At 69.1% G+C, this 24316-nt stretch carries 28 protein-coding genes; 20 read left to right on the top strand and 8 right to left on the bottom strand.

From position 1 onward, the window contains the following. The first annotated feature begins 53 nt into the window (after positions 1-53). Entirely contained in the window at positions 54-563 is a 510-nt protein-coding gene (locus GNX95_RS11255) for a winged helix-turn-helix transcriptional regulator (protein ID WP_163507031.1), read from the top strand. Here the strand turns inward: GNX95_RS11255 and GNX95_RS11250 are convergent. After that, a complete protein-coding gene (locus tag GNX95_RS11250; RefSeq protein ID WP_163507030.1) occupies positions 535-1572 on the bottom strand; it encodes a winged helix-turn-helix domain-containing protein in 1038 nt (345 codons plus the stop codon). The genes GNX95_RS11255 and GNX95_RS11250 overlap by 29 nt on opposite strands. Before the next feature lie 63 nt (positions 1573-1635). Between GNX95_RS11250 and GNX95_RS11245 the strand changes: the two genes are divergently transcribed. Both GNX95_RS11245 and GNX95_RS11240 read left to right on the top strand, forming a co-directional pair. Further along, a complete protein-coding gene (locus GNX95_RS11245; RefSeq protein WP_163507029.1) occupies positions 1636-2568 on the top strand; it encodes a phosphotransferase family protein in 933 nt (310 codons plus the stop codon). Further along, positions 2565-3782 carry an MFS transporter gene (locus tag GNX95_RS11240; protein WP_163507028.1) on the top strand — a complete coding sequence of 406 codons (1218 nt, stop codon included), beginning with the start codon at positions 2565-2567 and terminating at the stop codon, positions 3780-3782. Before GNX95_RS11245 ends, GNX95_RS11240 begins: the two co-directional genes overlap by 4 nt. Before the next feature lie 887 nt (positions 3783-4669). On the opposite strand, the gene GNX95_RS11235 is transcribed toward GNX95_RS11240, so the two are convergent. Next, positions 4670-5137: a pyridoxamine 5'-phosphate oxidase family protein gene (locus GNX95_RS11235; protein ID WP_163507027.1), complete on the bottom strand. Its 468-nt coding sequence runs from the start codon at positions 5135-5137 to the stop codon at positions 4670-4672. 13 nt (positions 5138-5150) lie between these two features. After that, positions 5151-5606 (bottom strand): anthrone oxygenase family protein, encoded by a 456-nt coding sequence (locus GNX95_RS11230; RefSeq protein ID WP_163507026.1) that lies wholly within the window; start codon positions 5604-5606, stop codon positions 5151-5153. 147 nt (positions 5607-5753) lie between these two features. Between GNX95_RS11230 and GNX95_RS11225 the strand changes: the two genes are divergently transcribed. Genes GNX95_RS11225 through asnB form a run of 11 tightly spaced genes read left to right on the top strand, consistent with a single transcriptional unit; the run spans position 5754 to position 13200 of the window. After that, entirely contained in the window at positions 5754-6194 is a 441-nt protein-coding gene (locus GNX95_RS11225) for a cupin domain-containing protein (protein ID WP_163507025.1), read from the top strand. After that, positions 6191-7462 (top strand): beta-ketoacyl-[acyl-carrier-protein] synthase family protein, encoded by a 1272-nt coding sequence (locus tag GNX95_RS11220; protein ID WP_163507024.1) that lies wholly within the window; start codon positions 6191-6193, stop codon positions 7460-7462. Before GNX95_RS11225 ends, GNX95_RS11220 begins: the two co-directional genes overlap by 4 nt. Then, positions 7459-8682 (top strand): ketosynthase chain-length factor, encoded by a 1224-nt coding sequence (locus GNX95_RS11215; RefSeq protein ID WP_163507023.1) that lies wholly within the window; start codon positions 7459-7461, stop codon positions 8680-8682. The genes GNX95_RS11220 and GNX95_RS11215 overlap by 4 nt, the downstream gene beginning before the upstream one ends. After that, positions 8682-8939, top strand: coding sequence for an acyl carrier protein (locus GNX95_RS11210; RefSeq protein ID WP_163507022.1), 258 nt, complete (start codon positions 8682-8684; stop codon positions 8937-8939). Before GNX95_RS11215 ends, GNX95_RS11210 begins: the two co-directional genes overlap by 1 nt. Before the next feature lies 1 nt (position 8940). Continuing rightward, positions 8941-9402: an SRPBCC family protein gene (locus tag GNX95_RS11205; protein WP_163507021.1), complete on the top strand. Its 462-nt coding sequence runs from the start codon at positions 8941-8943 to the stop codon at positions 9400-9402. Continuing rightward, positions 9399-9860 (top strand): anthrone oxygenase family protein, encoded by a 462-nt coding sequence (locus tag GNX95_RS11200; RefSeq protein ID WP_163507020.1) that lies wholly within the window; start codon positions 9399-9401, stop codon positions 9858-9860. The genes GNX95_RS11205 and GNX95_RS11200 overlap by 4 nt, the downstream gene beginning before the upstream one ends. 15 nt (positions 9861-9875) lie before the next feature. Further along, a complete protein-coding gene (locus GNX95_RS11195) occupies positions 9876-10613 on the top strand; it encodes an SDR family NAD(P)-dependent oxidoreductase (protein ID WP_163507019.1) in 738 nt (245 codons plus the stop codon). Then, a complete protein-coding gene (locus tag GNX95_RS11190) occupies positions 10613-10915 on the top strand; it encodes an antibiotic biosynthesis monooxygenase family protein (RefSeq protein WP_163507018.1) in 303 nt (100 codons plus the stop codon). The genes GNX95_RS11195 and GNX95_RS11190 overlap by 1 nt, the downstream gene beginning before the upstream one ends. Further along, positions 10912-11214: an antibiotic biosynthesis monooxygenase family protein gene (locus GNX95_RS11185; protein WP_187369622.1), complete on the top strand. Its 303-nt coding sequence runs from the start codon at positions 10912-10914 to the stop codon at positions 11212-11214. Before GNX95_RS11190 ends, GNX95_RS11185 begins: the two co-directional genes overlap by 4 nt. Then, a complete protein-coding gene (locus GNX95_RS11180) occupies positions 11211-11381 on the top strand; it encodes a hypothetical protein (RefSeq protein WP_163507017.1) in 171 nt (56 codons plus the stop codon). The genes GNX95_RS11185 and GNX95_RS11180 overlap by 4 nt, the downstream gene beginning before the upstream one ends. Continuing rightward, positions 11344-13200, top strand: coding sequence for an asparagine synthase (glutamine-hydrolyzing) (asnB, locus tag GNX95_RS11175; RefSeq protein ID WP_163507016.1), 1857 nt, complete (start codon positions 11344-11346; stop codon positions 13198-13200). Before GNX95_RS11180 ends, asnB begins: the two co-directional genes overlap by 38 nt. On the opposite strand, the gene GNX95_RS11170 is transcribed toward asnB, so the two are convergent. Beyond that, complete coding sequence (locus GNX95_RS11170) at positions 13176-14396, bottom strand: MFS transporter (RefSeq protein WP_163507015.1); 1221 nt, start codon at positions 14394-14396, stop codon at positions 13176-13178. The genes asnB and GNX95_RS11170 overlap by 25 nt on opposite strands. A 100-nt stretch (positions 14397-14496) precedes the next feature. Here GNX95_RS11170 and GNX95_RS11165 point away from each other — a divergent pair, with 100 nt between their 5' ends. The 3 genes from GNX95_RS11165 to GNX95_RS11155 all read left to right on the top strand — a co-directional run bounded on the left by GNX95_RS11165 (position 14497) and on the right by GNX95_RS11155 (position 16876). After that, positions 14497-15387 carry a LysR family transcriptional regulator gene (locus GNX95_RS11165; protein ID WP_163507014.1) on the top strand — a complete coding sequence of 297 codons (891 nt, stop codon included), beginning with the start codon at positions 14497-14499 and terminating at the stop codon, positions 15385-15387. 126 nt (positions 15388-15513) lie between these two features. Continuing rightward, positions 15514-16392, top strand: coding sequence for a GNAT family N-acetyltransferase (locus GNX95_RS11160; protein ID WP_222853510.1), 879 nt, complete (start codon positions 15514-15516; stop codon positions 16390-16392). Positions 16393-16474: 82 nt separating this feature from the next. Continuing rightward, the gene (locus tag GNX95_RS11155; RefSeq protein WP_222853509.1) at positions 16475-16876 is read left to right on the top strand and encodes a type 1 periplasmic-binding domain-containing protein; all 402 of its coding nucleotides are present in this window, start codon (positions 16475-16477) and stop codon (positions 16874-16876) included. On the opposite strand, the gene GNX95_RS11150 is transcribed toward GNX95_RS11155, so the two are convergent. The 4 genes from GNX95_RS11150 to GNX95_RS11135 are packed head-to-tail and all read right to left on the bottom strand — an operon-like array spanning position 16873 to position 20780. After that, positions 16873-18180, bottom strand: coding sequence for a glycosyltransferase (locus GNX95_RS11150; RefSeq protein ID WP_163507012.1), 1308 nt, complete (start codon positions 18178-18180; stop codon positions 16873-16875). The two genes, GNX95_RS11155 and GNX95_RS11150, sit on opposite strands and share 4 nt — an antisense overlap. 7 nt (positions 18181-18187) lie before the next feature. Further along, the gene (locus tag GNX95_RS11145) at positions 18188-19057 is read right to left on the bottom strand and encodes an NAD-dependent epimerase/dehydratase family protein (protein ID WP_163507011.1); all 870 of its coding nucleotides are present in this window, start codon (positions 19055-19057) and stop codon (positions 18188-18190) included. After that, on the bottom strand, positions 19054-19830 hold the full coding sequence (locus GNX95_RS11140) for an ABC transporter permease (RefSeq protein ID WP_163507010.1): 777 nt from the start codon (positions 19828-19830) through the stop codon (positions 19054-19056). Before GNX95_RS11140 ends, GNX95_RS11145 begins: the two co-directional genes overlap by 4 nt. After that, on the bottom strand, positions 19827-20780 hold the full coding sequence (locus GNX95_RS11135; protein ID WP_163507009.1) for an ABC transporter ATP-binding protein: 954 nt from the start codon (positions 20778-20780) through the stop codon (positions 19827-19829). The genes GNX95_RS11140 and GNX95_RS11135 overlap by 4 nt, the downstream gene beginning before the upstream one ends. Positions 20781-20948: 168 nt before the next feature. On the opposite strand from GNX95_RS11135, the gene GNX95_RS11130 reads away from it, so the two are divergent. The 3 genes from GNX95_RS11130 to GNX95_RS11120 are packed head-to-tail and all read left to right on the top strand — an operon-like array spanning position 20949 to position 24316. Beyond that, on the top strand, positions 20949-21962 hold the full coding sequence (locus tag GNX95_RS11130) for a methyltransferase (protein ID WP_163507008.1): 1014 nt from the start codon (positions 20949-20951) through the stop codon (positions 21960-21962). A 9-nt stretch (positions 21963-21971) separates the two neighbouring features. Next, positions 21972-22460, top strand: a complete 489-nt coding sequence (locus GNX95_RS11125) for a GtrA family protein (protein WP_163507007.1) — start codon at positions 21972-21974, stop codon at positions 22458-22460. Further along, positions 22457-24316 (top strand): glycosyltransferase family 39 protein, encoded by a 1860-nt coding sequence (locus GNX95_RS11120; protein WP_163507006.1) that lies wholly within the window; start codon positions 22457-22459, stop codon positions 24314-24316. The genes GNX95_RS11125 and GNX95_RS11120 overlap by 4 nt, the downstream gene beginning before the upstream one ends.

The raw sequence follows: 24316 nt of genomic DNA, 5'->3' as shown, positions 1-24316 counted from the left end.
TGAGGGAACTTATCAAGCCGAGTTCCCTGAGGGAACTCGACTAGTGTGGTGGTGTGACGAGGATCCCGCTGGCCGGCGTGGCCTGTTCGATCGCGCGCGCGACCGACCTGTTCGGCGACGCCTGGACAGCGTTGATCATGCGTGACGTGCTGGCCGGCCTGACGCGCTTCGACGACATCGCCTACGACCTGGCGATCTCTCGCAAGGTGCTGGCGGCGCGGCTGTCCCGGCTGGTCGAGGAGCAGGTGCTGGTCCGCGAGCGCTACCAGGAGCATCCGCCGCGCGAGCACTATGTGCCGACCCAGAAGGGCAAGGAGCTCTATCCGGTGCTGCTCGCGCTGATGGACTGGGGCGACCGCTGGTACGGCAAGGATGGTCCGCCGGCGATCCTCCACCACATCGACTGCGACCACGACACAACGCCGGTGACATGCTGCGCGCATTGTGGGGAGCGGCTCACGGTCGACAACACCTTCCCCTCGCCGGGCCCCGGCGGCCGCGTCGGACCCGGCACGTACATGTTCGCCCGGCTCTTCACGGTGATCCGGGACGCGCCGCAGTGAGCAGCTGGTCGGCCAGCACGGTCCGCGCGTAGAGCACGCGATGGCCGCGCCGGTGGCTGGCGACCAGGCCGGCGCCGCGCAGCGCGGTCAGATGTGTGGAGACATTGCCGGCGGCCAGTCGCAGAAACTCCGCCAGCTGCGTCGTCGTGAGCGGACTGTCGAGTTGCACCAGGATGCGCGTACGCGACAGGCCGAGCGTGCGTACCAGACCCGCCGGCGGCTCGGTGTCGTGCCGCGGGCCTGCGCTGGCCGCCAGTGACCACAGCTCCGCCGTGCCTCGCGCGCGGTAGGTCAGCGTCGCCTGGAGCTCCGGATCGGCCGCGCCACCGATCAGGTCGGCCGCGAAGACCGACGGCAGCAACACCATGCCGCGGTCGTCGACGCGTACGTGCAGCGACGCCGGCCGGTCGGTGATCAGCGTGCCGGCCTGCCACCGTACGCCGGGATGCAGTGCGTCGAAGGCTGCCGCCGGTCCATACTGTGCCAGCTGCGCCGACCGTACGGCGATGTCCCGGTCGAGCACGGCCTGGATCCCCGGCCAGATCGGTTGCAGCGCCACCTGCCAGAAGGATTCCAGTGCCACCACCGCGCGGTCGCGAGCCTCTTCGGGATTTTCGGCGAGACCGCGGAGACGGTCGGCGCGACGTTTGCCGGTGCCGTGCGGCATCACGCGGATCGCCTCGTGGATATGCCGCACGACGGTCGCCGCGTCGGTCGCGCAGACCCGGCTGAGCTCGGCGGACAGCTCCGGCGGCGTGCCAGGCGGCGGAGCCGGCGCGAGGAACCCCGGCACATAGCCGGACGGCGCGACGAAGGTGTGCAGCAACGCCAGGTCGACCGTCGAGTCGGCGAGCGCGGCGAGCGTACGCGGCCGCCAGCCGGCATAGACCGGATGGTCGCTGCGCCGCAGTGGATGCAGCACACGCAGAGCGTTGCGCACCTCCAGCAACGGCGACCAGCCGAACCGCGTGGCGGCCAGCGCGGCGACGGTGAACTCGTATCGGATCACCTCAACATTCTGGCTGAGCGAAATCTTTGGCGCCGGCTGGACTGGCTCGACAGGATCGGCGAGGTGAACGATCGAGTGATGCCGGACGGCCTGGCACGGCAGGCCGTCGAGCGGGCCTGTCCCGGCATTGAGGTGCGGTGCGTACGACCGGTGGCCGCCGGTCACTCCGGTGACCACTGGCTGGTCGACACCGACGACGGCCGGCTGCTGCTGAAGGTGCCGCGGCGGATCACCGATCCCGGCCACTTCCGCCATCTCGTCGCGGCCGCCAACCGCGCGGTCGAGGCCGGCCTGCCGGTGCCGCGGTTTCGCTCGTTCGTACCGTTCGACGAGATCGTCGGTGGTCCGGTGCTCGTGCAGGAGTACGTGCCAGGACGGATGGCGACCGAGGCGTGGCCGCATCTGACGCCGGCCGAGCGTCACCGAGTCTCCGCGCAGATCGGCGAGCTGGTCGCGCGGTTGCACCAGACGAAAGGTGACGCGCTCACCGACGTACTCGGCGACCGGCCGTATCCGAGCATTGCCGACTATGCCGAGAAAATTCTGCGTCAGGCGCTGGCGGAAACCACGGACGTGTCGCTGGATGTGGTCGGCGGCTGGAAAAGTGTGGAGACCGTGGTGCGCTCGGCCGTCGAGCGGATCGGTGTCGTCGAACCGACGCTGGTGCACCTGGATCTCTACCTCGACAACATCCTGCTCGCCGAGGACGGCGCGGAGGTGGCCGCGATCATCGACTTCGAGCACGCGCGGTTTTCCGACCAGTACGAGGAGTTCGGCAAGATCACCGACCTGCTGTTCGACTGGCATCCGCAGACACGCGAGCCGTTCCTGCGCGCTTACGCGGACGTACATCCGCTGGATGACCAGGCGTGGCAACGAATCGACGCGCACGTCGGCCTCTACAACGTCCGGATGTGCGGATATTTCCGTCGCTGGCAACCGAACCTGGTCGCCGACTACCAGAAGCGGATCGCGGAATGGATGGCGGACAGATGAGCGACCGGCGTGGCCAGTTGCGTTGGCTCTCCGCGACGATCACCATCGACATGGTCGGCACCGGCACGTTTTTGCCGGTATCTCTGCTGTTCTTCACCAAGGTCAGCGGCATCGACCTGGCGACGGTGGGATGGTGTCTCGGTGCCGCCAGCCTCGTCGCGCTGCCACTTCCGTTCGTCATCGGGCAGGTCGCCGACCGATACGGCTCACGTCAGCCGGTGCTGGTCGGGCTTGTCCTGCAGGGCCTTGGATTTCTCGGCTATCTGATGGTGACCAACGCCGCCGGCCTGTTCGTCGCGGCGCTCACAGTGGCCGTAGGCCTGCGGATCTACTGGTCGTCGGCGTTCACCTTGGTCGCGGACCTCACCGAGCCGCACGAGCGCGACCGCTGGTTTGGCATCGCCGCGGCCACGAGAAACATCGGCGTGGCCTGCGGTGCTCTGCTGGCCGCGGCATTGCTGGCATTGGACACTGACGGCGCTCAGCGGCTCATCGTCGTCCTCAACGGCCTCACGTTCCTGTTGTCGGCCGCTTTGCTTGCCTGGCGCGTACGCAATCCGCGCCGCTCCGCAGAGCCGGCGGAGGAGGAGGCTGGTACGCCGTACCGCGACCGGCCTTTCCTCGCGTTGACAGCGATCCAGACCGTCTACGCGACCTGCGTGGCGCTGCTGTCGGTCGGCATTCCATTGTTTGTCAACGACAGCTTGCACGCGCCAGCGTGGATCGCCGGTGCGGTGTTCACCGTCAACACCGTGCTGCTGGCGACCTGTCAGACGATCGCCGTACGTCTCATCCGCGGTTTCCGTCGTACGAGGGTGATGGCGGTGTGCGGACTTCTCTGGGCTTTCTGGGGCCTCGGCACGGCCGGCGCGCTCTATGTGCCCGCGGTCGTCGTGGCGCCGGTCCTCATCATCGCCACCCTCGGTTACACGTCCGCCGAGCTTTTGTCGGCATCGACCGGAAACGCGATCGCGACGGCCACCGCGCCGGTGCGGTCGCGCGGGCAGTATCTGTCGGCCTTCCAGCTCGGTTTCGCGGTGGCCAACACGGTCGCGCCGGTCCTCTACACCCAGCTCGTCACGCTCGGCGCCGCCGTACCATGGCTCGCCGTGGCGATTGTCGCGATCGTCGCAAGCGTCGCGATGTCGATGCTGCAACGCTCGTTGCCGATAGCCGCGACGCGAGCCCCAGCCACAGATCCGGTGCCAAGCTAGCGTTTTCGCTCAGTAGTAGTGCGGTTCACCCGAAGCAACCAACGAAGGCGCTTGACTCATTGGCCTCGCCCAGCCGCCAGCCCAGTCGCATGGCCACCATGCTTGCGTTGGACTTGAGTTTCAACCTGTTTGGCTCTGGCGGTCTTGGGGCTGTGTCTGTTTTGCGGTCGGTGCCGGCGTGCCGCAGCCGCATGGCAGGTTCTGGGTTGTGCTCGTGTGAGCTGTCGCGGCGGACCAGTATGGGACGCAACGACGCGCCGCGCCGCCGCGATCCAGGCGCACGTAAGGGGCTCTTTGTGAACGTCCAGCGGCGGCTAGGGCGGTGCTGGTGTGACTGCTGTGGCCAACCATGCGGGTGAGACGGCCTGACCCGGCAATACTTGTTTAAGAAGACATCAAACCGGGCGATTGGCGCCCTCTGGACATTGAGCTCGGCCCGGCGAGCGGTCACTACGGCATTACTGGCCTCGGCAGTCACACCCACCACAGGGGCTGGCGGTCACGCAGGCGTGAAAGCCATGTTTCGTGCGTCTAGCGCCAGTAACTCGACATTGATCTCACCGGTAAGCCTCACAAGACAGACATTTAGCGTTACATGGACCGGTGGATCCCATTGAGTGGACCCCTTTCGCCACTTAGCGGGACGCCATGACACCTTCCGCGCCGGTCCGCGCAGCCGATGACTGGAAGGACATCACCCGGTCGCTGCGCCACCGGCCGATGACCCGGATGAGCAGCTCTGGGAGCAGGGGGTGGGTCAGCCGGGACCTCACGTTGCCAGCTGTCGGGCGTCCAGTGGCGCGGAACCACTCACCAACCCAAAGGTCAAAACTCAAGTTGGATGCACGCATGGTGGCCATGCGGGCGTTTCCATGGCAGCCGTCACGCTACAAGCCAGCGGCCTGGTCCAACCAGTGACCGGCGGCCATGACGACTTTCTCGCGCATCTCACCGCGGTCCCGCCAGGCCTGGACGCGTTTCGGAGTCAGGAAAAGATAGACACAACCAGGCACCCGCGACGGATGCAGCGGCAGCTCGGCGGCCACCGCTGGTACGTCGGCGTCGGGCGCCGAGATCGTGACGTCACCGTCGACCAACACGACATCCGTCGGCGAGCCGACCGCCAGCCGGCCGCGGCCATTTGCGCGCAGATTCCGCGCAGTGCGCGAGTCCTCGCGCGTCGACATCACGATTTTCTCGCCATCCCACACGAAAGCCAGCGGAACGAGATGCGGAACACCGTCCGCGGAGGCGGTGGACAGCCAGCCATTGCGATCGTTGGCCAGGGCCGCCAGGACGTCACGGCGGCGTTGGTCGAGCGGTCGCGGCGGTGCGCCGGTCAGGCCACGGGTCATGTTTTCTCCTCCGTCAGTGGAAAGTCAGCGCGACCGCGGTGGCGGCGAAAGCGACCAGCGCGAAGGACGTACGAGCCAGGTTCCACCGGCCCCAGGACCGGCGCGGATCGTCCCAGCCGGTCGGTACGGCACCGGCCGGCAGCGCCTTCACGCGCTTGTTGATCGGCACGTTACGAAACTGCGAGACAACCGACACGCCGACCAGAAACACCGCCGCCACAACGAAAAGCGCTCGTGCGGCCGGCCGGTCGTCGATGATCGCCAGCGCGATGTCGAGCAGCGTCGAACTGATCACCATGATCGGCATCATCGGGTCGTACGCTCGGCCGATCAGCTTGTGCGCCGCGACGTACTGCTCCGGTGACATCGCCCGCAGCGCCGGCCACACGCCGACGGCGTGGGTGAACAGGACACCGGCCGCCACGCCGCTCGTGAGCAGCACCAGCGCGCCGAGGATCGGTGCGAGCATGCGGATTTCTCCCTTCGTCCGGGTCCGCATCGTGCCAACACGTCCTCGACCGCGCCTTGAGCGCCGACTTTCAAGCCCCTTCCGAGCGGGTTTCTAGCCCCTGCGGGGAGTGTGCCTACGACGGAGCCGCACCGAGAGGAGTGTCTGGTGGACGCCACCCGACCCACTGATCTTCCTGGCAAGATCGCCTGTGCCGACATCGCGCCCAACCGGCGCCGCGGCGGCGACATCCGCGTGCTGCTCAGCCCGAAGACGGTGGGATCCACGTCCGGGTTCATGGGTTTCCTGCGGCTGGCGCCGGAGGAGTTCGTCGCCGAGCACTATCACCCCTATTCCGAGGAGTTCCTTTACGTCGTACGCGGCGAGGTCACCGTCCGTCTCGATGGCGCGCCGGTCGTCGTCGGACCCGGCGAGGCCGTGATGGTGCCGGTCAAGGTCCGCCACCGGGTGGAAAATCACGGCACGCAGACCGCCGAGGCGGTCATCCACCTCGGCCCGCTGGCGCCGCGGCCGGAGCTGGGTCACGTCGACACCGAGCCGCTGCCGCACGCCGACCAGCCGGTCCAGGCCGTCGGAGACGCCAAATGACCGGTCGGCGCGTCGCGGTCACCGGCATTGGTGTGGTGGCTCCCGGCGGCACCGGCCGCAAGGCTTTTTGGAGCCTGCTCACCGAAGGCCGTACGGCCACTCGCGCCATCTCGTTGTTCGACGCCACCGGGTTCCGGTCGCGGATCGCCGCCGAGTGCGACTTCGACGCGGCCACGGAAGGCCTGACCCGACAGGAAATCCGCCGGATGGACCGGGCCGCACAGCTGGCCGTCGTCAGCGCGCGCGAGTCCATTGTGGACAGTGGGTTGGAGCTGGCCGAGCTGGATCCGTCGCGTACGGCCGTGACGCTCGGCAGCGCGGTCGGTTGCACGATGGGGCTGGAGGAGGAGTACGTCGTCGTCAGCGACACCGGCCGCAACTGGCTGGTCGACCACAGCTACGGCGCGCCGCAGCTTTATCGCTATCTGGTGCCGAGCTCGTTGGCCGCGGAGGTGGCCTGGACGGCCGGCGCGGAAGGCCCGGTTTCGTTGATCTCCACCGGATGTACGTCCGGCCTGGATGCCGTCGGCTATGGCGCGCGGCTGATCGCCGAAGGGTCGGCCGATGTCGCGATCGCGGGCGCGACGGACGCGCCGATCTCGCCGATCACCGTCGCCTGTTTCGACGCGATCAAAGCGACATCGGCCAACAACGACGATCCGGCGCACGCGTCCCGGCCGTTCGACGGCGAGCGCGACGGGTTCGTACTCGGCGAAGGCGCCGCCGTGCTTCTGTTGGAGGAGCTGGAAAGTGCGCGCCGGCGAGGCGCGCACATCTATTGTGAGATCGCCGGCTACGCGACCCGCAGCAACGCGTATCACATGACCGGCCTCAAACCGGACGGCCGCGAGATGGCCGAGGCGATCCGGATCGCTTTGGACGCCGCGAAACTCGACCCGGCGGCAGTCTCGTACGTGAACGCGCACGGCTCGGGCACCAAGCAGAACGACCGGCACGAGACGGCGGCTTTCAAGCGGAGCCTCGGAAACCACGCGTATGAGGTGCCGGTCAGCTCGATCAAGTCGATGGTCGGCCACTCGCTCGGCGCGATCGGCTCCATCGAGGTCGCCGCCTCGGCGCTGGCTATCGAGCACGGGGTCGTGCCACCGACCGCCAACCTGCACACCGCCGACCCGGAGTGCGACCTCGATTATGTGCCTTTGGTCGCCAGAGAACAGAAAACCGACGTCGTGTTGAGCGTCGGCAGCGGTTTCGGCGGCTTTCAGACGGCGATGGTGCTCACCGCACCGGAACGGAGTGCCGCGTGACCGCGGTCATCACGGGCATCGGCGTCCTCGCGCCGACCGGCATCGGCCTCGAGGAACACTGGTCGGCGACGCTGCGCGGCAAAAGCGCGATCGGTCCGCTGCAGCGTTTCGACGCGTCGTCGTATCCGGTCAGCCTCGGCGGCGAGGTGCCGGATTTCGTGACCAAGGAACGTGTTCCTGGCCGGTTGATCCCGCAGACCGACCACTGGACGCATCTCGCGCTGGCCGCCACCGACCTCGCTTTGACCGACGCCGGCATCACGCCGGCGGAGCTGCCGGAGTACGAGATGGCCGTGGTCACGGCGAGCTCGTCCGGCGGCGTGGAGTTTGGCCAGCAGGAGATCCAGCGGCTGTGGGCCAACGGTCCGCGGCACGTCAGTGCTTACCAGTCGATCGCCTGGTTCTACGCCGCGACGACCGGACAAATCTCGATCCGGCACGGCATGCGCGGTCCGTGCGGCGTCGTGGTCGCCGAGCAGGCCGGCGGCCTGGAGGCACTCGCACAGGCACGCCGGGTGCTCGCCGACGGAGCGCGGATCGTGGTCAGCGGCGGCACCGACGCGCCGTTCAGTCCGTACGGCCTGATCTGCCAGCTCAGCAACGGACTGCTGAGTCGTGCCACCGATCCCGACCAGGCCTATCGGCCGTTCGACCGTGCGGCCGCCGGCTATGTGCCTGGCGAAGGCGGCGCGATCGTGATCGTCGAGGACGCGGAGTCCGCGGCGCGAAGAAATCGCCAGCCGTACGGCGAAATCGCCGGCTATGCGGCCAGCTTCGATCCGCCGCCATGGAGCGACCGCCAGCCGGCTCTCGGCTCGGCGATCACCGGCGCTCTGCGCGACGCCGGCATCCAACCGTCCGATGTGGACGCCGTGTTTGCCGACGCCGCCGGCGATCCGTATCTGGACGCCGTCGAAGCTGTCGCGATTTCGGAAGTATTCGGTGACTACGCGGTGCCAGTGACGGCTCCGAAGACGATGACCGGCCGGCTCTACGCCGGCGGGGCGCCGCTCGACCTGGTGGACGCGCTGATGGCGATCCGCGACGGTGTCCTGCCGCCGACCGTCGGCGTACGCGCGTTGTCGGCCGACTGCCAGCTCGACCTGGTGCGCGACCGGCCGCGCAAGCTGCGCGTGCGTACGGCTTTGGTGGTCGCACGCGGCTATGGCGGCTTCAACGCCGCGCTAGTTGTCCGTGAACACAACGAAAGGAGAGTGTGATGGCCGAACGCAGTCTGGACGAGCTCCGCGAGCTGATGATCGCCAGCGCCGGTGTCGACGAGGACCAGCTCAAGCTGGACGGCGACATCCTGGACACGCCGTTTGCCGACCTGGAGCTGGATTCGCTTGCCGTGCTGGAGATCGCGAGCCGGGTCGAGCGCGACTGGGGTGTGCCGGTGTCCGACACCGTCGCCAACGGGCTGAAGACCCCGCGCATGGTGCTGGATTTTGTCAACGACCGGACGGCGGTGCGTTGACATGACGACGAAACCGGGCCACACCGAGGCATCGGTCGTCATCAACGCGCCGATGGATCTGGTCTGGGACATGACGAACGACGTGGCGTCATGGCCCGACCTGTTCACCGAGTACGCGGCCGCCGAGGTGCTGGAGCAGGACGAGAACACCGTTCGCTTCCGGTTGACGATGCATCCGGATCCACAGGGAAACACGTGGAGCTGGGTCTCCGAGCGGGTCGTGGACCGGCAGGCGCGTACGGTTGTCGCGCGGCGGATCGAAAAAGGCTGGTTTGAGGAAATGGACATCCGCTGGACCTACCACGACGTGGACGGCGGCGTACGGATGGACTGGGTCCAGGACTTCCGGATGCGGCCGGACTCGCCGGTCAGCCTGGCACAGATGACCCAGCGGATCAGCACCAACTCGCCGGTGCAGATGGCCGCCATCAAAGAGAAAATCGAGAAGGCCGCGGTGGGATGACGGGGATCGCGCTGCCGGTCGCGCTGCTGGCGATCGGACTGTCGGCCGGCGTACTGGTCGGCACGAGCATCGGCGTCGTGCCGTTCTACAAGACGCTGCCGGCCGACGAGTACGTGCGTGCGCATGCCTTCGCGGCTGGGCGCTATGACCCCTTCCAACCGGCCTGCCTGGTGGTGACGGTGATCGCCGACGTGCTCGTCGCGGTCGCCGCGCCGACCGTCGGCGGTCGGGTGCTGGCCGGAGTTTCGGCTCTGCTGGCCGCATCCGTGGTCACCGTGTCGGTGACGCGCAACGTACCGGTCAACCGGTGGCTGCGCTCGCTCGACCCCGACCGCCTGCCGGCCGACTTCGCCGAGCGCGACCCGCGCCGCTACTGGACGAAATGGAACCAGGTGCGTACGGCGCTGGCGGTGTTGGCATTGCTGGGAAACGTCGTGACCACCGGCGTACTTCTCTGACGAAAGGCGGAGCTGATGGACCTGAGACTGGACGGCAAGAACGCGCTCGTGACCGGCGGTACGCGTGGCATCGGCCGCGCGGTGAGCCTGGAGCTGGCACGCGCCGGCTGCAACGTCGTCGCCTGTTATCGCGGCAACCAGGAGGCGGCGGCGCGGCTGGAAACGGATCTCGCCGAGACGCCCGGAAAACACAGCGTCATCCAGGCCGACGTGGCCGATCCGGCGGCGGTCGAGCGGCTGGTCGACGAGTGCCGCGGCCGGCTCGGCTCGCTGGACGTGCTCGTCCACAACGCCGGCTCCATCAGCCACGTGCCGGTCGGCAAGCTCGGCCTCGACCAGTGGCGCGCGGTCGTCGACAGCAACCTGACCGCCTTTTACCTGCTGGTCAACAAATCTCTCGACCTGTTTGGTGAATGCGCGTCGGTGGTCGGCGTCGGATCGAAGGTGGCGCTGGTCGGCGTGCCGCTGCGTTCGCATTACACCGCCGCGAAAGCCGGCATGATCGGCCTGACCCGGTCGCTGTGCAAGGAGTTGGGGCCCAGAGGCGTACGCGTCAACCTGGTGGCGCCGGGGATCATCGACACCGACCAGGCCGCCGGACTTTCCCCGCAGATGCGGGAGAAATACCGCTCGATGACCGCGGTCGGCCGGCTCGGCGAGGCCGGCGACGTGGCCGGCGCGGTGCTGTTCCTGGCCAGCGACCTGTCCCGGTTCGTGACCGGCGAGACGATCAACGTCGACGGAGGCATGTGATGAGTTTTCGGGTGATGCTGCGGATGCGGATCAAGCCGGGGATGGGGCCCGAATTCGAGAAGACCTGGCATTCGGTCGGTGACACCGTTTCCGGCCATCCGGCCAACCGCGGCCAGTGGCTTTTACGCAGTGGCGACGAGGAAAACCTCTACTACATCATGAGCGACTGGGTGACCGAGGCGGAGTTCCGTACGTTCGAACGCAGTCCGCAGCACCTGGAGCACCGGCAGAAACTGCATCCGTATCGCGAGCAGGGCTCGATGGCCACGATGCACGTCGTCTTCGACATGGCCGCGCGATGATCGGACGCGTACGCGTGATCGTCTACTACACCACCGGCGATCGCGAGATCGTGCTCGACGCGTACGAGCGGGTCAACAAGGAGCTGGCCGGCACCGCCGGGTTGCTCGGTGCGGAGCTGCTGGAGTCCACATTGGACAGTGGCAGCTTCGCGGTGCTGAGCGAGTGGACCGATCTGCCGTCCTTCCAGGCATGGGAGGAGGGGACCCGGCACAAAAACCAGACGTCCCAGCTGCGGCCGTACGAGGATGCCACGCGCGGCCGGCCCTACGGCATCTATCAGGTGGTCGGTGAGCTGTGACCGCCGGCCGGCTGGTGGCGACGGTCGGCCGGTGGGTCTTCCGCGGCCTGCAGGATCTTGGCCGCTGCCACCTGCTGGCCGACTGGACCGTCTTCGTGGAAGAACCGGTGGAGCGAAAGGAGAACGCGGATGTCCGGCATAGCGGGCTGGGTGGATTTCGAGCGTGACCTGGGCCGGGACGCGGCCACCGTACGCGCGATGGCGGCGACGCTGGCCGGCCGCGGGCCGGACGCCGAAGAGCTGTGGGTCAGCGGGCGCGCGGTGCTCGGCCACCGGCGGCTGGCGGTCGTCGACCGCGACGGCGGCCGGCAGCCGATGCTGGTCGAGGAGGACGGCAGGCCGCTCGCCGTCGTCGTCTTCAATGGCGAGATCTTCAATGCCGCCGAGCTGCGTGCGCAACTTTCCGCGCACGGCCACACGTTCCGGACGCGCGGCGACACCGAGGTGGTGCTGCGGGCGTATCTGCAATGGGGTGCCGACTGCCCGCGGCGGTTCAACGGCATGTTCGCCTTCGGCATCTGGGACGTACGCAAGGAGGAGCTGCTGCTCGCGCGCGACCACGTCGGTGCGAAGCCGCTGATCTACTGTCCGACGCCGACCGGTGTGCTGTTCGGCTCGGAGCCGAAGGCGATCCTCGCGCATCCGATGGTGCCGGCGGTGGTGGACGTCGACGGCTTCCGCGAGGTGCTGTCGCAGTCCGGTACGCCGGGCAAGGTCGTTTTCCGCGGCCTGCACGAGGTGCGCGCCGGTCATCTCGTACGCGTGCGCCGGCAGGGCCTGACGGTCGCGAAGTTCTGGGGCCTGGAAGCGTACGAGCACAACGACGATCTGAAGACGACGATCGGCACCGTGCGCGAGCTGCTGGAGGACGCGGCCGCGCTCAACCTGATGTCCGAGGTGCCGATCTGCTCGCTGATTTCCGGCGGCCTGGACTCCAGCGGCCTGACCGCGCTGGTCGCGAAGGTGCTGAAGGCGCGCGGCGAGGGGCCGGTGCGTACGTTCACCGTCGACTATCGCGGACTCGCCGAGAACTTCCAGCCCGACGAGGTGCGTACGTCGCTGGACGCGCCGTACGTGGCCGACCTGGTGAAGCACATCGGCGCCGACCACACGACGGTGATGGTGAGCACGGAGGATCTGCTCGACCCGGTGATGCGCGCCGCGACGCTGCGCGCCCGGGACGTGCCGAGTCCGCTCGGTGACATGCAGACCGGCCTCTACCTGCTCTATCGCGAGGCGGCCAACCACTCGCGGGTGGCGCTGACCGGCCAGCTGGCCGACTCGCTCTTCGGCGGCCTGAAGTGGCTGCAGGATCCACAGTTTGCCAACGCCGACACGTTTCCGTGGGTCGCGCTGGCGCAGAAGCGCGCGTGTCCGGACGGCATCGGCAACGGCCTGATCGAGCCGCGGCTGCTGCGCCGCCTGGACATCCCCGCGTACTGCACCGAGCGGTTTCACGAGGCGTTGGCCGAGGTGCCCGGCATTCCCGGCGAGGACCGGCTCAACCGACGGATGCGCGAGATGACCTACATGCAGCTGACCCGCTATCCGGAGACGCTGATCAAGAACGACGAGCGGCTGAGCGGCCAGGTCGGTCTGGAGGCGCGCTTTCCCTACTGCGACCCGCGGCTGCTGACGTACGCCTTCAACACTCCGTGGGACATGCAGGTCTTCGACGGCCGCGAGAAGAGTGTGCTGCGCGCCGCGGTGGCCGACCTGCTGCCGAAGTCGGTGCTGGAGCGGCCGAAGAGCCCCTTCCCGGTCAGCGTCGACCCTGCCTACGCGAAGGTGCTGCGGACCGAGCTGACCGAGCTGCTGGAGGATCCCGGCGCGCCGGCGGCGGCGCTGATCGACCGTCCCGGCGCGCGCGCCGTACTCGACGATCCGGACAGCCTGGCCAACGGCTGGCGCAGCCGCGCCAACGTCGAGATGCTGCTGCAGGTCAACAGCTGGCTGCGCGACTACGGCATCCGGCTGGAGCTCTGAACGCGGACGATCACGGCCATGGCCACCAGCACGACGACCGCCACGATCGCGGCGAACAGCGTCGTGGCGTCGTACAAGGTCATGGTCGTCGTCGCGGTGCCGACGAGCACGACCGGCACGGAGATGCCGACGTACGCCGTGACGGTCAGCGCCGACACGGTCTCCGCGCGACGTTCGGCCGGGCTGTGCTGCGTGACCGTGGCCATCGCCGACCGGAAGCACAGGCCCTGGCCGAGGCCGGCGAGGACCGTACCGGCCGCCAGCAGGACCACCGAGCCGGCCGGCATCGCCGCGCCGATGGCGACCGCACCGAGCACGAGGAGCAGGCAGCCGGCCGGCAGCGCGCGCCGCGGCGGCCACCGCAACGAGCCGAGCTGCGCGACGCTCGACGCGGCGAACATGGCGAAGATCAGCACGCCGACGACCACGTGCGCCGGTTGGTGGAGCAGGCCGGCCAGCAGGCCGGCGCCGGTGGCGGTCAGCAGGCCGAAGACCGCGAACGCGGCGAAGACCGCGACGGCCGCCGGCACGAACACCGCGCGTACGCTGCGCGGCACCGCCGGCAGCTGCGGTCGTACGGCGTTGCCGAGCCGTGGCCGCTCGGCGCCGCGTACGGTCTCCGGCATCCGCCAGGCGAGGACCGCCGCGATCCCGAGGAGCGCGAGATGCACGCCGAAGGGCAGTCGAAGCGGCGCCGGAGCAAGATCCGCGAGAACGCCGGCGAGGAGCGGTCCGCAGCCGAGGCCGAGCATGTTGACCGCGGTCGCGGCCATCGTCGCGAGCCTACGGTGACGGGCCGGCGCCAGCTCGATGATCGACACCGTGGCGGCCGCGGTGATCAGGCCGATCGACAGGCCGGACACCACGCGGCCGGCGAACAGCGCGGGCAGGCCGAGGTCGGTGAGGAAGATCAGGTCGCTCAGCGCCGACACCACGACGGCGGTGACGATGACCGGCCGGCGGCCGAGCAGGTCCGAGGCGCGGCCGAAGGCGAGCAGCCCGGCCAGCACGCCGGCCGCGTAGACGGCGAAGACCAGTGTCGTGACCAGGCTGCCAAACTGCCATTCGCGCTGGTAGAGCGGATACAGCGGGGTCGGCAGCGTGGAGCCGGTCAGCACCGTGCCGAAGACGTACGCCACCGCCACGGCCTGACCTGACGTCGACAACGCGCGAGGTGCGGTGTCCGTACGTGCCATGGCTGCCTCCGTGATCCGTGCCTGCCAGGACAGTCTGCGCGATCTCCACTCATCGGCGCCAACACGTAATTCCTGATGCACTTATCGATACGATCACTGAATGGAGATGCGCCAGCTCAGCCATTTCGTGGCCGTCGCCGAGCTCCGCCACTTCAGCCGCGCCGCTCGCCAGCTGCACCTGACCCAGTCGAGCCTGTCCGCGTCCATCCGCGCGTTGGAGCGTGAGCTCGGTGGCGCGCTGTTCTATCGCAGCACACGCCGCGTCGACCTCAGCGAGGCCGGCCGCGCGTTGCTGCCGGCGGCGCGACGTGCGCTCGCCGCCGCCGAGGAGGGGAAGGACGCGGTCGCCGGTGTGCACGGCCTGCTCCGCGGCCAGCTCACCATCGGCGCCATCCAGACACTCGGCCGGATCGACCTCGGCCGCGTGCTCGTACGCTTTCATCGGCGGCATCCCGGCGTCACGCTCCGGCTGCACCACGCCGGCGTCGCGACGCTCGTCGATGAGACCGTGGCTGGCTCGGTGGACGTCGCCTTCGTCGACCGCCCGCTCGGCGATCGCGGTGACCAGGTCGACGAGCATCCGCTCGGCTCGGAGGTGTTGGTGCTCGCGGTGCCGTCGAATGATCCGCTGGCGGCACTGCGGCAGGTGCGGCTGACCGATCTCGCCGACCGAGAGTTCGTGGAATATCGCGCCGATTCGGCGTTGCGCGCGCGGATCGACGCCATCTGCCGCGACATCGGCCTGCGTCGCCGCGTCTGCTGCGAGACCGACGTGATGACCGACCTGGTCGACCTGGTCGCGACCGGCATGGGGATCTCGCTCATCCCGCAGCACGCCGTACGGTCCGCGGCCGACCGGGTCACCGCCATCCGGACCGACCCGTCGATCCCACGTGAGCTGCTCGCGGTCACCGCCGCCGATCGCCGGCCGACACCGGCCGCGGCCGCGCTGCTGGCGCTGGTCGGTGAGTCCGTAAACGCCTTGCCGTGATCACCGCCGACCGCTACGTTCTCCAGGTCGAGCTGAGGAGGTGTGCGCGGATGACCACGACTGTGCGAGAGCCGGAAACCAGAGTGTCCATTTCGGCTTTCTTCAGGAGACAACTTGACTGTCCCATTGACTGGCCCACGCATCACCTCATGGACCGAGGCTGACCAGGCGCCATCCGGCTATCGGCTGGCCTGGCTCGCGGCCGACTCCGACGACTCTCCATGTGCGGCGTCGGTCCTGCGCGTCTTCACCGACCCCAGCCGCGAGCACCTGGCTGAGCTGGACGTACGCGTCCACCCCGCCAACCGGCGGACCGGCATCGGCTCGGCGCTGCTCGACCGCGCGCTCAGCAGGGGCCGCGAGCTCGGCCGCCGTACGGTCATCGCGGAGGCACGCGACCAGACTCCCGGCGCCAGCTTCCTGGCCGCTCGCGGGTTCCGGCCGGCGCTGACGCTGTTGTACGCACGTCTGGCGCTCGACTCCGTGGATCTCCCGGAGATCCGGGCGCTCGTCGAGCGTCCGCATGACGGCTACGGGCTGCGTGCCTGGACCGGCGCCGTGCCGGCCGAGCTCGAGGAGTCCTTCGCACACGCGCGCCGCGCGATGGACGACATGCCGACCGGCGACATGGACTTCGGCCATGTCAGCTGGGACGTGGAGCGCGTACGCGCCGCGGCCAAGGCGGTCGCCGAGCGCGGTGACGTCCTGCACACGGTGGCCGCGATGGTCGACGGATCCATAGCTGGGTTCACCGAGGTCGTGGTGCCGGGCAGCGGCGAAGGCGACGCGCAGAACTACGGCACCGGCGTATTGCCGGAGCACCGCGGCCACGGCCTCGGCCGGTGGATGAAGGCGGCGTCGATCCTGCGCGTACGCGATCGGCATCCGCGCCTCGCCGGCATGCTCACGGACGTGGCCGAACAGAACACGCCGATGCTGGCGATCGTCGAGGCACTCGGCTATCGGCAGACGCACGTCGAGCGGAAATACCGCCTGGATCTCTGACGACCTCGGTGTCCGATGGCCGCCAGCGTGCGACCGCCGGCGCGGCGACCATCGGACCATGGTCTCTCCGACAGAGTTAATAATGCGGCTGCTCGCGGCGCAGCGGGCGCGCTTGGTGACCGTCGGCCACGGCCGCGACGAACGCTCCACGGCGACGGCCGAGGCGTTCGTCGCGGCCTGGACCGACGCCGGCGGCACGATCGCCGCGGTCGTCGACTGGCCGGAGACCGCCGCGTCGTGGCTGCGCCAGGCACGGCGGTTCGTACGCGACGCGCCGGACGCGTGGGTCGTCGCCAGCGGCCCCACCGGATTCGGCCAGCTGGCGCGCCGGCTGCGCGCCGAGCCCGGCTGGGATCCGGATCGGACGTACGGTTTCGCCGCGCTCGCCAGCCACCAGCTGCTCGACGTGGCCGAGGGTGTCCGCGGAGCCACCGCCACCGGCGAGACCTGGCGGATCCACCGTGGCTGGATCAGCATTCGCTAGACGACCGGCGCCTGGCTCGCGGCCAGCCGTTCCAGTAGGTCGGCCGCCTCGGCCGGCGCATCGTGCCGCGCGAAGTCGGCCCGTACGCGCGAGGCGGCGCGCTGATATGCCGGATCGCCGATCACACGGCGTACGGCGTCACCGATCTGCGCCACCGACGGCGTGCCGGTCTTGAGGTCGATCCCGACGCCGGTGTGAGCGATCCGCGCGCAGATCGCCGGCTTGTCCTCCGTACGTCCACCGCCGACCAGCGGGATGCCGTGCGCGAGCGCGGCCAGGATCCCGCCGATGCCGCCGTTGGTCACCATCACGTCGACATGCGGCAGCAGCAGCGGATACGGGATAGACCGCGCGATCCGTACGTTCGCCGGCAGCGGACCGGTCTCGCAGGCCTCGCCGCCGGTCGCGACGACCAGCAGGTCCTCGTCGGCCAGCGCCTCGATGGTCGGCCGCAGCAGGCTCGACGGGTCCACCGCGACCGTGCCCTGCGTGACGTGGATGACCGGCCGGTCCGCCGCGACCACGTCCTCCCACCACGGCGGCAGCTCGAAGACGCCGGGGTCCGGCGGCAGCAGCGGACCGACGTGGTGCACCTGCGGCGGCAGCTCCGGCCGCGGATAGTCGAAGGCCGGCGTGCCGGTCTGCACCTGCAGAAACGGCGAGATCGTCGCGGCGAAGCCGGTCTCGCCGGCTGGCTGCGGCCCCAGCCCGACGCTGTCCCGAAGCTCGTTCAACGCCTCGGTCAGCGGCGCCATGTGGACGTTGGCGGCCTCCCAGTTCAACCGCCGATAACGCTCCTGCGTCGCCGGATCCTCCGAGTACGGCAGCACACGCGGCGGGTCGGCGAAGACCGACGGCGACACCAGCGGCGGGATCACCGAGGTCGGCAGGCTGGGCAGCGGCGTCACGCCGAGCCGGGCCCACGGCGGTCCGCCGAGCTCGTACAGCAGCCGCGGACCGAGCCCCGCGGTCGACTCGTTCAGCACGACGTCCGCGGCGAAGTCGGACAGGATGTCCTGGTAGTCCATCAGCTGCCCGCGCGCCGGCTCGACGAACAGCCGGGTCAGCGCACCGGCCACGGCCGGCCAGCCGCGGCCCTGCTTCGGCCGCCTGCTGAGGTCCTGGAACCGCGGCGCGTGCCGCATCGGCAGGTACGCCGCGCCGGTCCGCCGGATCCGCTCGGCGAAGTCCGCACCGGTGTGCCAGCGCACGTCGTGCCCGCGCTGGACGAGCGCCGCGGCGATCGGAAGCGCCGGATAGACGTGTCCGGTCTCCGGCATGGTGCTGATCAGGAAGTTGGCCATCTGGTCCTCACCGATTGACTGCCGAGTACGTGTCCAACAGGGCCCGCCAGGTCTGCGCGATGCCGGCCTCCAGCGGCGTACGGGCCCACCAGTCCAGCGCCGACCGGGCCAGTCGCACGTCCAGCCACACCGCCGGCCGGTCCCGGCCGCGCGACGGCAGCCGCTCCACCTCCGGCCGGGTGCCGGTCACCGCGCGTACGACCTCGAACAGGTCCGCGAGCGACACCGGCCGGCCCGACCCGAGGTTGAGCACCGACGGCAGCGGGGCGGCCCGCCGTACGGCAAGCATCGCGTCGACCACGTCGCCGACGAAGACGTGGTCGCGGACGGTCCGCGGGTCACCGAAGAGCCGCACCGGCCGGCCCTCGGCGATCGCCCGCAACCAGTGCGCCACAACGCCAAAGCCGCCGGTGCCGTCCGGCCGCGGCCCGTACACGTTGGCCAGCCGCAGCACCACCGGTCGCAGCTGGCCGGCGCGCGCCAGCAGCTCGTCCTCCATCCGGACCTTCGCGCGGCCGTACGGATCGGCCGGCGCGACCGGCGAGTCCTCTGCGTATGGCGGGGAAGCGGTCGGGTCGTACGCGGTGCCGCCGGAGCTGCCGAGCACGACCGTCGGTCGCCGTCCGGCGGCGGTGAGTCCGTCGAGCAGCCGCACGAAATCGGTGTGGTCGGCGGCCGCTCCGTCCACATTGGACGGTGAGATGGTGGACGCCAGGTAGTAGACCGTACGCGCCGAGATCAGGGCCGGATGTGGCCGGCCGTCGACGATCGCCGGCGACTGCCGGGTGAAGCCGGTGACCGCGACGCCGGAGCGCCGCAACACCGACTGGAGCGCGCCGCCGATCAGGCCACCGGCGCCGATGACGACGACGGTCATAGCGACCGCTGATAGGCGCGAAACGACCGGACCGTGACGGCGGCGCATACCGCGGCGAGTAGGAAGAGCCAGCCGAGCCGGGTGAACACCAGACCCCAGTCGGGAGCCGCCGACAGCGCGCTGCGGCCAGCCTGGACGGCCCAGTCGATCGGGTTGAACCGGGCGACGAACGCGATCCACGGCGCCGCCAGCCGCTGTTCGATGAACGCCGAGCTGAGGAAGACCAGCGGCAGCAGGACAAACTGGATGGTCGCGGTCAGCGTCTGCGGCTTGCGGATGACCAGCGAGAACGCCATCGACAGCGAGCCGACCGCGAGCACCACCAGGGTCGCGGCGGCCAGCATCGCCAGCATGCCGGGCAGGCCACCGGGCAGCCGGGCGCCGGCCAGCGCGGCGAGCAGCAGGACGACCAGCGACTGCGCCATCACCGCGATCGCCTGGTGACAGAGGTGGCCGCCGATCAGCGCGGCGCGCGACACCGGCGAGATCAGGAACCGGTCGAGCACGCCGTGGTCCAGCTCGACCAGCAGGTCGCCGCCGCTCCACGCGCCACGGGTCAGCGCCATCATCACCAGCACGCCGGGAGTGAGGTAGTCCAGGTACGACCGCGTGCCGAAGCCGCCGAGCTCGGTCACCCGGCCGAACAGCTGGCCGAAGATCAGCAGCCAGACCACCGGCTGCACCAGTCCGATGGCAAGGAACAGCGGCTGCCGTACGGTGCCGCGCAGCAGGCGGGTGGTCATGAACCACGACTGGGTGAGCGTGGCGGTCATCGGCTGGCCTCCGAGCGGCTCGCGTGGTGGAGATAGACGTCGTGCAGTGACGGCCGCGCGATCGTCACCGACGCGGCGCGTACGCCGTCGGCGTTCAACGCGGCCAGAACCAGCGGCACGGCCGCGGCGGCGTCGTCGACACGTGCGCGTACGGCGCAACCTTCGACGACGACCTCGCGGATCAGCGCGAGGCCGGACAGCGCGCGGTGTGCGGCCGGCACGGCACGCGGCTCGATCAGGTCCACCCGCACGGCGTCGCCGCGCAGTTCGTCCTTCAGCTGGCTCGGGCTGCCTTCGGCGACGACCTTGCCGTGGTCGAGGATCACCACCCGGTCGGCGAGCCGGTCGGCCTCCTCCAGATAGTGCGTCGTGAGCAGGACGGTCAGCTGGTCGCGCTCGGACAGCGCGGCGATCTGCTGCCAGATCTCCGCGCGGATCTCCGGGTCCAGGCCGGTCGTCGGCTCGTCCAGGAAAAGCACCCGCGGCCGGTGGATCAGGCTCATCGCGATGTCGAGTTTTCGTTTCGTACCACCGGAGTAGGTCTCGGCCAGCCGCCGCGCCGCTGCCGTCAGGTCGACCCGTTCGATCAGCTCGTCGACGCGAGCCGCGAGCGTACGACCGGACAGGCCGTGCAGTCTTCCCTGCAGCGTCAGGTTTTCCCGGCCGGTCGCCGCGCCGTCCACTCCGGACTGTTGGGTGACGCAGCCGATGATCCGCCGTACGGCCTGCGGGTCGCGCGCGACGTCGATGCCGCCGATCGCCGCCGAGCCGCTGTCCGGCCTGGCCAGTGTCGTCAGGATTTTCATCGCGGTGGACTTTCCCGCGCCGTTGGGGCCGAGCACGCTGAACACACTGCCGGCCGGCACGTGGAAACTGATTCCGTCGAGCGCGCGTACTCCGCCGGGATAACCCTTCGCGAGGTCGCGTGCCTCAATAGTGGCTGGACGCAACGGGACATCCTCTCAGGCACCGGACGGGACTCCGGACAGCGTTGCGGAAATCGGTGGAGACACCCTCAAGACGGGCTGGAGAGCCGGTCCTCAAGCGCCGGACCAGTCGCCTGCGAGCGGCCGATCCGACGATGTCGCGGAAGCGTCGGTGCGACCGAGAGGTGTTCGATGACAACCACAATCCCCGGAAAGACCGAGCTGATCCGGCTCGGCCTGGACCACTGCCGCTCCAAGGTCCTGCTGACCGCGGTCGAGCTCGGGATTTTCACGCACCTCGCGGCGGCGCCGGCCACCGAGACCGAGCTGCGCGCCGCGCTCGACCTGCATCCGCGCGCCACTCGCGATTTCCTCGACGCGCTGGTGGCGATGGACCTGCTCGACCGAGAACAGGGTTTCTATCGCAACACAGCGGTTTCCGATGCGTACCTGGACGCGCGCAAGCCTGGATACGTCGGTGGCTTTCTCATCATGCACAACCTGCAGTACGGCAAATGGGCCCGGCTCGCCGAGCTCCTGCAGATCGGCTCGGTCACCGAAGACGTGGAAAACGAACAGAAGATGCACGACGACATGCAGGCCGACCCGAAGCGTATCCGCCGGTTCATGGCCGCGATGGACGGCATCAACCAGCTGGTCGGTCCGGCCCTGGCCGACAAGTACGACTGGCGCGCGCACCGGTCGTTCGCCGACCTCGGCGGCGCGCGCGGCAACCTGTCGGCCGAGCTGGTGAAGGCGCATCCGCACCTGAACGCCACCGTCTTCGACCTGCCGGCGGTGCGCGAGGTTTTCGACGAACACATGGAAAAGCTCGGCATGGCCGGCCGGATCGCCTTCCATCCCGGCGACTTCTTCACCGAGCCGGTGCCCTCGGCGGACGTATTGATCTTCGGTCACGTCCTGCACGACTGGAATCCGGGCCTGCGCAAGGAACTCGTCCGCAAGGCGTACGACGCGCTGCCGTCCGGCGGTGTGCTGCTGGTCTACGACCCCATGATCGACGACGAGCGCCGTACCAACGACCACAGCCTGATCACCAGCCTGCACATGATGCTGATCAGTCCCGGCGGCAGCGAGTACACCGCGGCCGACTGCCGCGCGATGATGGTCGAGGCCGGCTTCACCGAGACCGACACGACCCAGCTGACCGACGTCGACACGCTGGTTATCGGCCGCAAAAAGTGAGCTGACGCCATGACCGGAACACCGGTTGTCCGCGACCGCCAGGAAAATCCGCGTCTGCTGGATCGGCTGCCGGCCGGCATGGCGCGCCAGCTGCCGGCGTTCGTCGTCATCGGCGCGCTGAGCACCGCCGCGCATCTGGCTTTTTACGCGCTGCTGCGTACGTTCCTGCCGCCACTGGTCGCCAACGTGCCGGCCGTGTTGCTGGTGATGGTGGCCAACACGGCGGCCAACCGGCGGCTCGCGTTCGGTTTTCGCGGCTCACGCCGAGCACTGCGCCACCACGTCGAAGGCGGCGTGACCTTCCTGCTCGGGCCGGTCGTCAGCAGCGGCGGGTTGGGGCTGCTGCAGCTCGCCGCTGCGCATGCCGGCCGGATCGCCGAGCTGGTCACCCTGGCGGCCTGCACGGCACTGTCCACCATCCTGCGCTTCGCGTTGTTGCGTGGCTGGGTTTTTCATCCGCGCCGCAACCAAGACCCCTTACGGGAGCACGTCCGATGACCACGCATCTGTCTCCGCCGGCCGCCACCGAGGAACACGTTGAGAACATCGTTCGCAGCGGCAGCGCGCGATGGGCTCGTCCCGCACTGCTCGCGATTCTGGTCCTCGCCGCCGCTCTCTACACCTGGGGTCTGGGCGCGAGCGGCAACGCCTACCAGTACTACTCGGCCGCCGTCCTGTCCGGCACCAAGAGCTGGCACGCGTTCTTCTTCGCGTCGCTGGATCCGGCATCCTTCATCACCGTCGACAAACCGCCGCTGGCGCTCTGGATCGTTGGCCTGACCGCGCGGGTTTTCGGCTTCAACACCTGGACATTGTTGCTGCCGCAGGCAATCGAGGCGGTCGCGGCAGTCGCCGTTCTCTATGTGGCCGTACGCCGTACGGCCGGCGTGCGCGCCGGTCTCGTCGCCGCTCTGGTGTTGACGCTGACACCTATCACGGTCGCCATCAGTCGCGACAACACACCTGACCCGCTGCTCGTGCTGCTGCTCGTGCTGGCCGGCTGGGCAGGTCTGGAGGCGACCCGCTCAGGCAGCGTACGACTGCTGGTGGTGGCCGCTGTCCTGGTCGGTTTTGCCTTCAACACGAAGATGTTGCAGGCCTATCTGGTGGTGCCGGCGCTGGTTCTCACGTACGTCGTCGCGGCGCCGGGACCGACGCTCCGGCGGCTCGGGCACCTGGTCGCCGCCGGCGCGGCGCTGGCGGTCAGCAGCCTGTGGTGGCTGGTGATCGTCGACGCGACGCCGGCCGGCTCCAGGCCCTACATCGGTGGCAGCTCCAACAACACGTTCCTGGACAGCGTGATCGGCGCCAACGGCATCGGCCGGCTCGGGAAGTCCGGCTCCGGTGACGAGTGGATGGGCGACCCCGGCGTCGGCCGGATGGTCAACGACTTCCTCGGCGCGCAGATCTCCTGGCTGATTCCACTGGCGATCGTGGCGTTGGTCGTCGGACTCGTGCTGCGTGGGCGCCGTGCGCGTACGGACTTTCCTCGCGCTGTCCTCATCCTGTGGGGGACCTGGCTGCTGACACACCTCGCCGTGCTGAGCTTCACCAGCGGCGGCCCGCATCCCTATTACACCGCGCCGATGGCGCCGGCACTCGCCGCGCTGGCGGCGACGATCTTCGTACTGCCAAAGGAATCCCGGCGCTGGAGCCTGCCGCTCGCCGTCTGCGCCAGCGGCCTGCTGGCCTTCGTGCTTCTGTCGCGTACGCCAACTTTCGTGCCCTGGTTGGGATGGCTGGTCCTGATCGCGACCATCGTCGCGATCGCCATCCTGCCTGCCGGCCGCTGGACCGGCCCGGCGGTGGCGATCTCGCTGGTCGCCGTACTCGCTGGCCCTACCGCTTTCGCTGTCGTGACACCGTTCCAGCGCATCATCTTCACCAATCCGCTGGCCGGTCCTGCTGACACCTGGAAAGGCGGGCCAGGCGGCAAAGGTGGTTTCGGTGGCGACCCGAACGGACCGTTCCAGGACCTCGACAGCTCGACCGGTGACGCCGCCGGCTATCGGAAGATGCTGGCATATCTGGACAACCGGCGGGGTGAGGCGACCTGGCTCGCCGGCGTACCGAGCTCACAGTATGCGGCACCGATGATTTTGCGCACCGGCAAGCCTTTCATGGCGATGGGCGGCTTCCTCGGCAGCGACCACGCGCTCACCGTCGCGCAGCTGCGGCAGTATGTCCAGCAGGGTCGCGTGCGGTATTTCCTGCTCTATCCGGGAAAAGTGCCGCCGCGGTTCGCCGACCCGGTCATCGCCGGCTGGATCGGCCAGCACTGCGCGCGGATCGACCCGTCCACGTACGGCGCGTCCTTCTCTCCGGACGCACTCGTCCTGCACCACTGCCAGTGA

This window comes from Fodinicola acaciae (assembly GCF_010993745.1).
Classification (GTDB): domain Bacteria; phylum Actinomycetota; class Actinomycetes; order Mycobacteriales; family HKI-0501; genus Fodinicola; species Fodinicola acaciae.
This window is presented reverse-complemented; position numbering and strand designations above follow the sequence as displayed.

What these genes read in the sequence shown, in the direction of transcription:
- GNX95_RS11235 (WP_163507027.1), bottom strand. Translation starts at nt 5,137, where the DNA reads ATGACCCGTGGCCTGACCGGCGCACCGCCGCGACCGCTCGACCAACGC.
- GNX95_RS11150 (WP_163507012.1), bottom strand. Translation starts at nt 18,180, where the DNA reads ATGGCCAACTTCCTGATCAGCACCATGCCGGAGACCGGACACGTCTAT.
- GNX95_RS11230 (WP_163507026.1), bottom strand. Translation starts at nt 5,606, where the DNA reads ATGCTCGCACCGATCCTCGGCGCGCTGGTGCTGCTCACGAGCGGCGTG.
- GNX95_RS11205 (WP_163507021.1), top strand. Translation starts at nt 8,941, where the DNA reads ATGACGACGAAACCGGGCCACACCGAGGCATCGGTCGTCATCAACGCG.
- GNX95_RS11240 (WP_163507028.1), top strand. Translation starts at nt 2,565, where the DNA reads ATGAGCGACCGGCGTGGCCAGTTGCGTTGGCTCTCCGCGACGATCACC.
- GNX95_RS11200 (WP_163507020.1), top strand. Translation starts at nt 9,399, where the DNA reads ATGACGGGGATCGCGCTGCCGGTCGCGCTGCTGGCGATCGGACTGTCG.
- GNX95_RS11125 (WP_163507007.1), top strand. Translation starts at nt 21,972, where the DNA reads ATGACCGGAACACCGGTTGTCCGCGACCGCCAGGAAAATCCGCGTCTG.
- GNX95_RS11155 (WP_222853509.1), top strand. Translation starts at nt 16,475, where the DNA reads ATGCGGCTGCTCGCGGCGCAGCGGGCGCGCTTGGTGACCGTCGGCCAC.
- GNX95_RS11120 (WP_163507006.1), top strand. Translation starts at nt 22,457, where the DNA reads ATGACCACGCATCTGTCTCCGCCGGCCGCCACCGAGGAACACGTTGAG.
- GNX95_RS11190 (WP_163507018.1), top strand. Translation starts at nt 10,613, where the DNA reads ATGAGTTTTCGGGTGATGCTGCGGATGCGGATCAAGCCGGGGATGGGG.
- GNX95_RS11165 (WP_163507014.1), top strand. Translation starts at nt 14,497, where the DNA reads ATGGAGATGCGCCAGCTCAGCCATTTCGTGGCCGTCGCCGAGCTCCGC.
- GNX95_RS11130 (WP_163507008.1), top strand. Translation starts at nt 20,949, where the DNA reads ATGACAACCACAATCCCCGGAAAGACCGAGCTGATCCGGCTCGGCCTG.
- GNX95_RS11140 (WP_163507010.1), bottom strand. Translation starts at nt 19,830, where the DNA reads ATGACCGCCACGCTCACCCAGTCGTGGTTCATGACCACCCGCCTGCTG.
- asnB (WP_163507016.1), top strand. Translation starts at nt 11,344, where the DNA reads ATGTCCGGCATAGCGGGCTGGGTGGATTTCGAGCGTGACCTGGGCCGG.
- GNX95_RS11220 (WP_163507024.1), top strand. Translation starts at nt 6,191, where the DNA reads ATGACCGGTCGGCGCGTCGCGGTCACCGGCATTGGTGTGGTGGCTCCC.
- GNX95_RS11195 (WP_163507019.1), top strand. Translation starts at nt 9,876, where the DNA reads ATGGACCTGAGACTGGACGGCAAGAACGCGCTCGTGACCGGCGGTACG.
- GNX95_RS11170 (WP_163507015.1), bottom strand. Translation starts at nt 14,396, where the DNA reads ATGGCACGTACGGACACCGCACCTCGCGCGTTGTCGACGTCAGGTCAG.
- GNX95_RS11210 (WP_163507022.1), top strand. Translation starts at nt 8,682, where the DNA reads ATGGCCGAACGCAGTCTGGACGAGCTCCGCGAGCTGATGATCGCCAGC.
- GNX95_RS11145 (WP_163507011.1), bottom strand. Translation starts at nt 19,057, where the DNA reads ATGACCGTCGTCGTCATCGGCGCCGGTGGCCTGATCGGCGGCGCGCTC.
- GNX95_RS11185 (WP_187369622.1), top strand. Translation starts at nt 10,912, where the DNA reads ATGATCGGACGCGTACGCGTGATCGTCTACTACACCACCGGCGATCGC.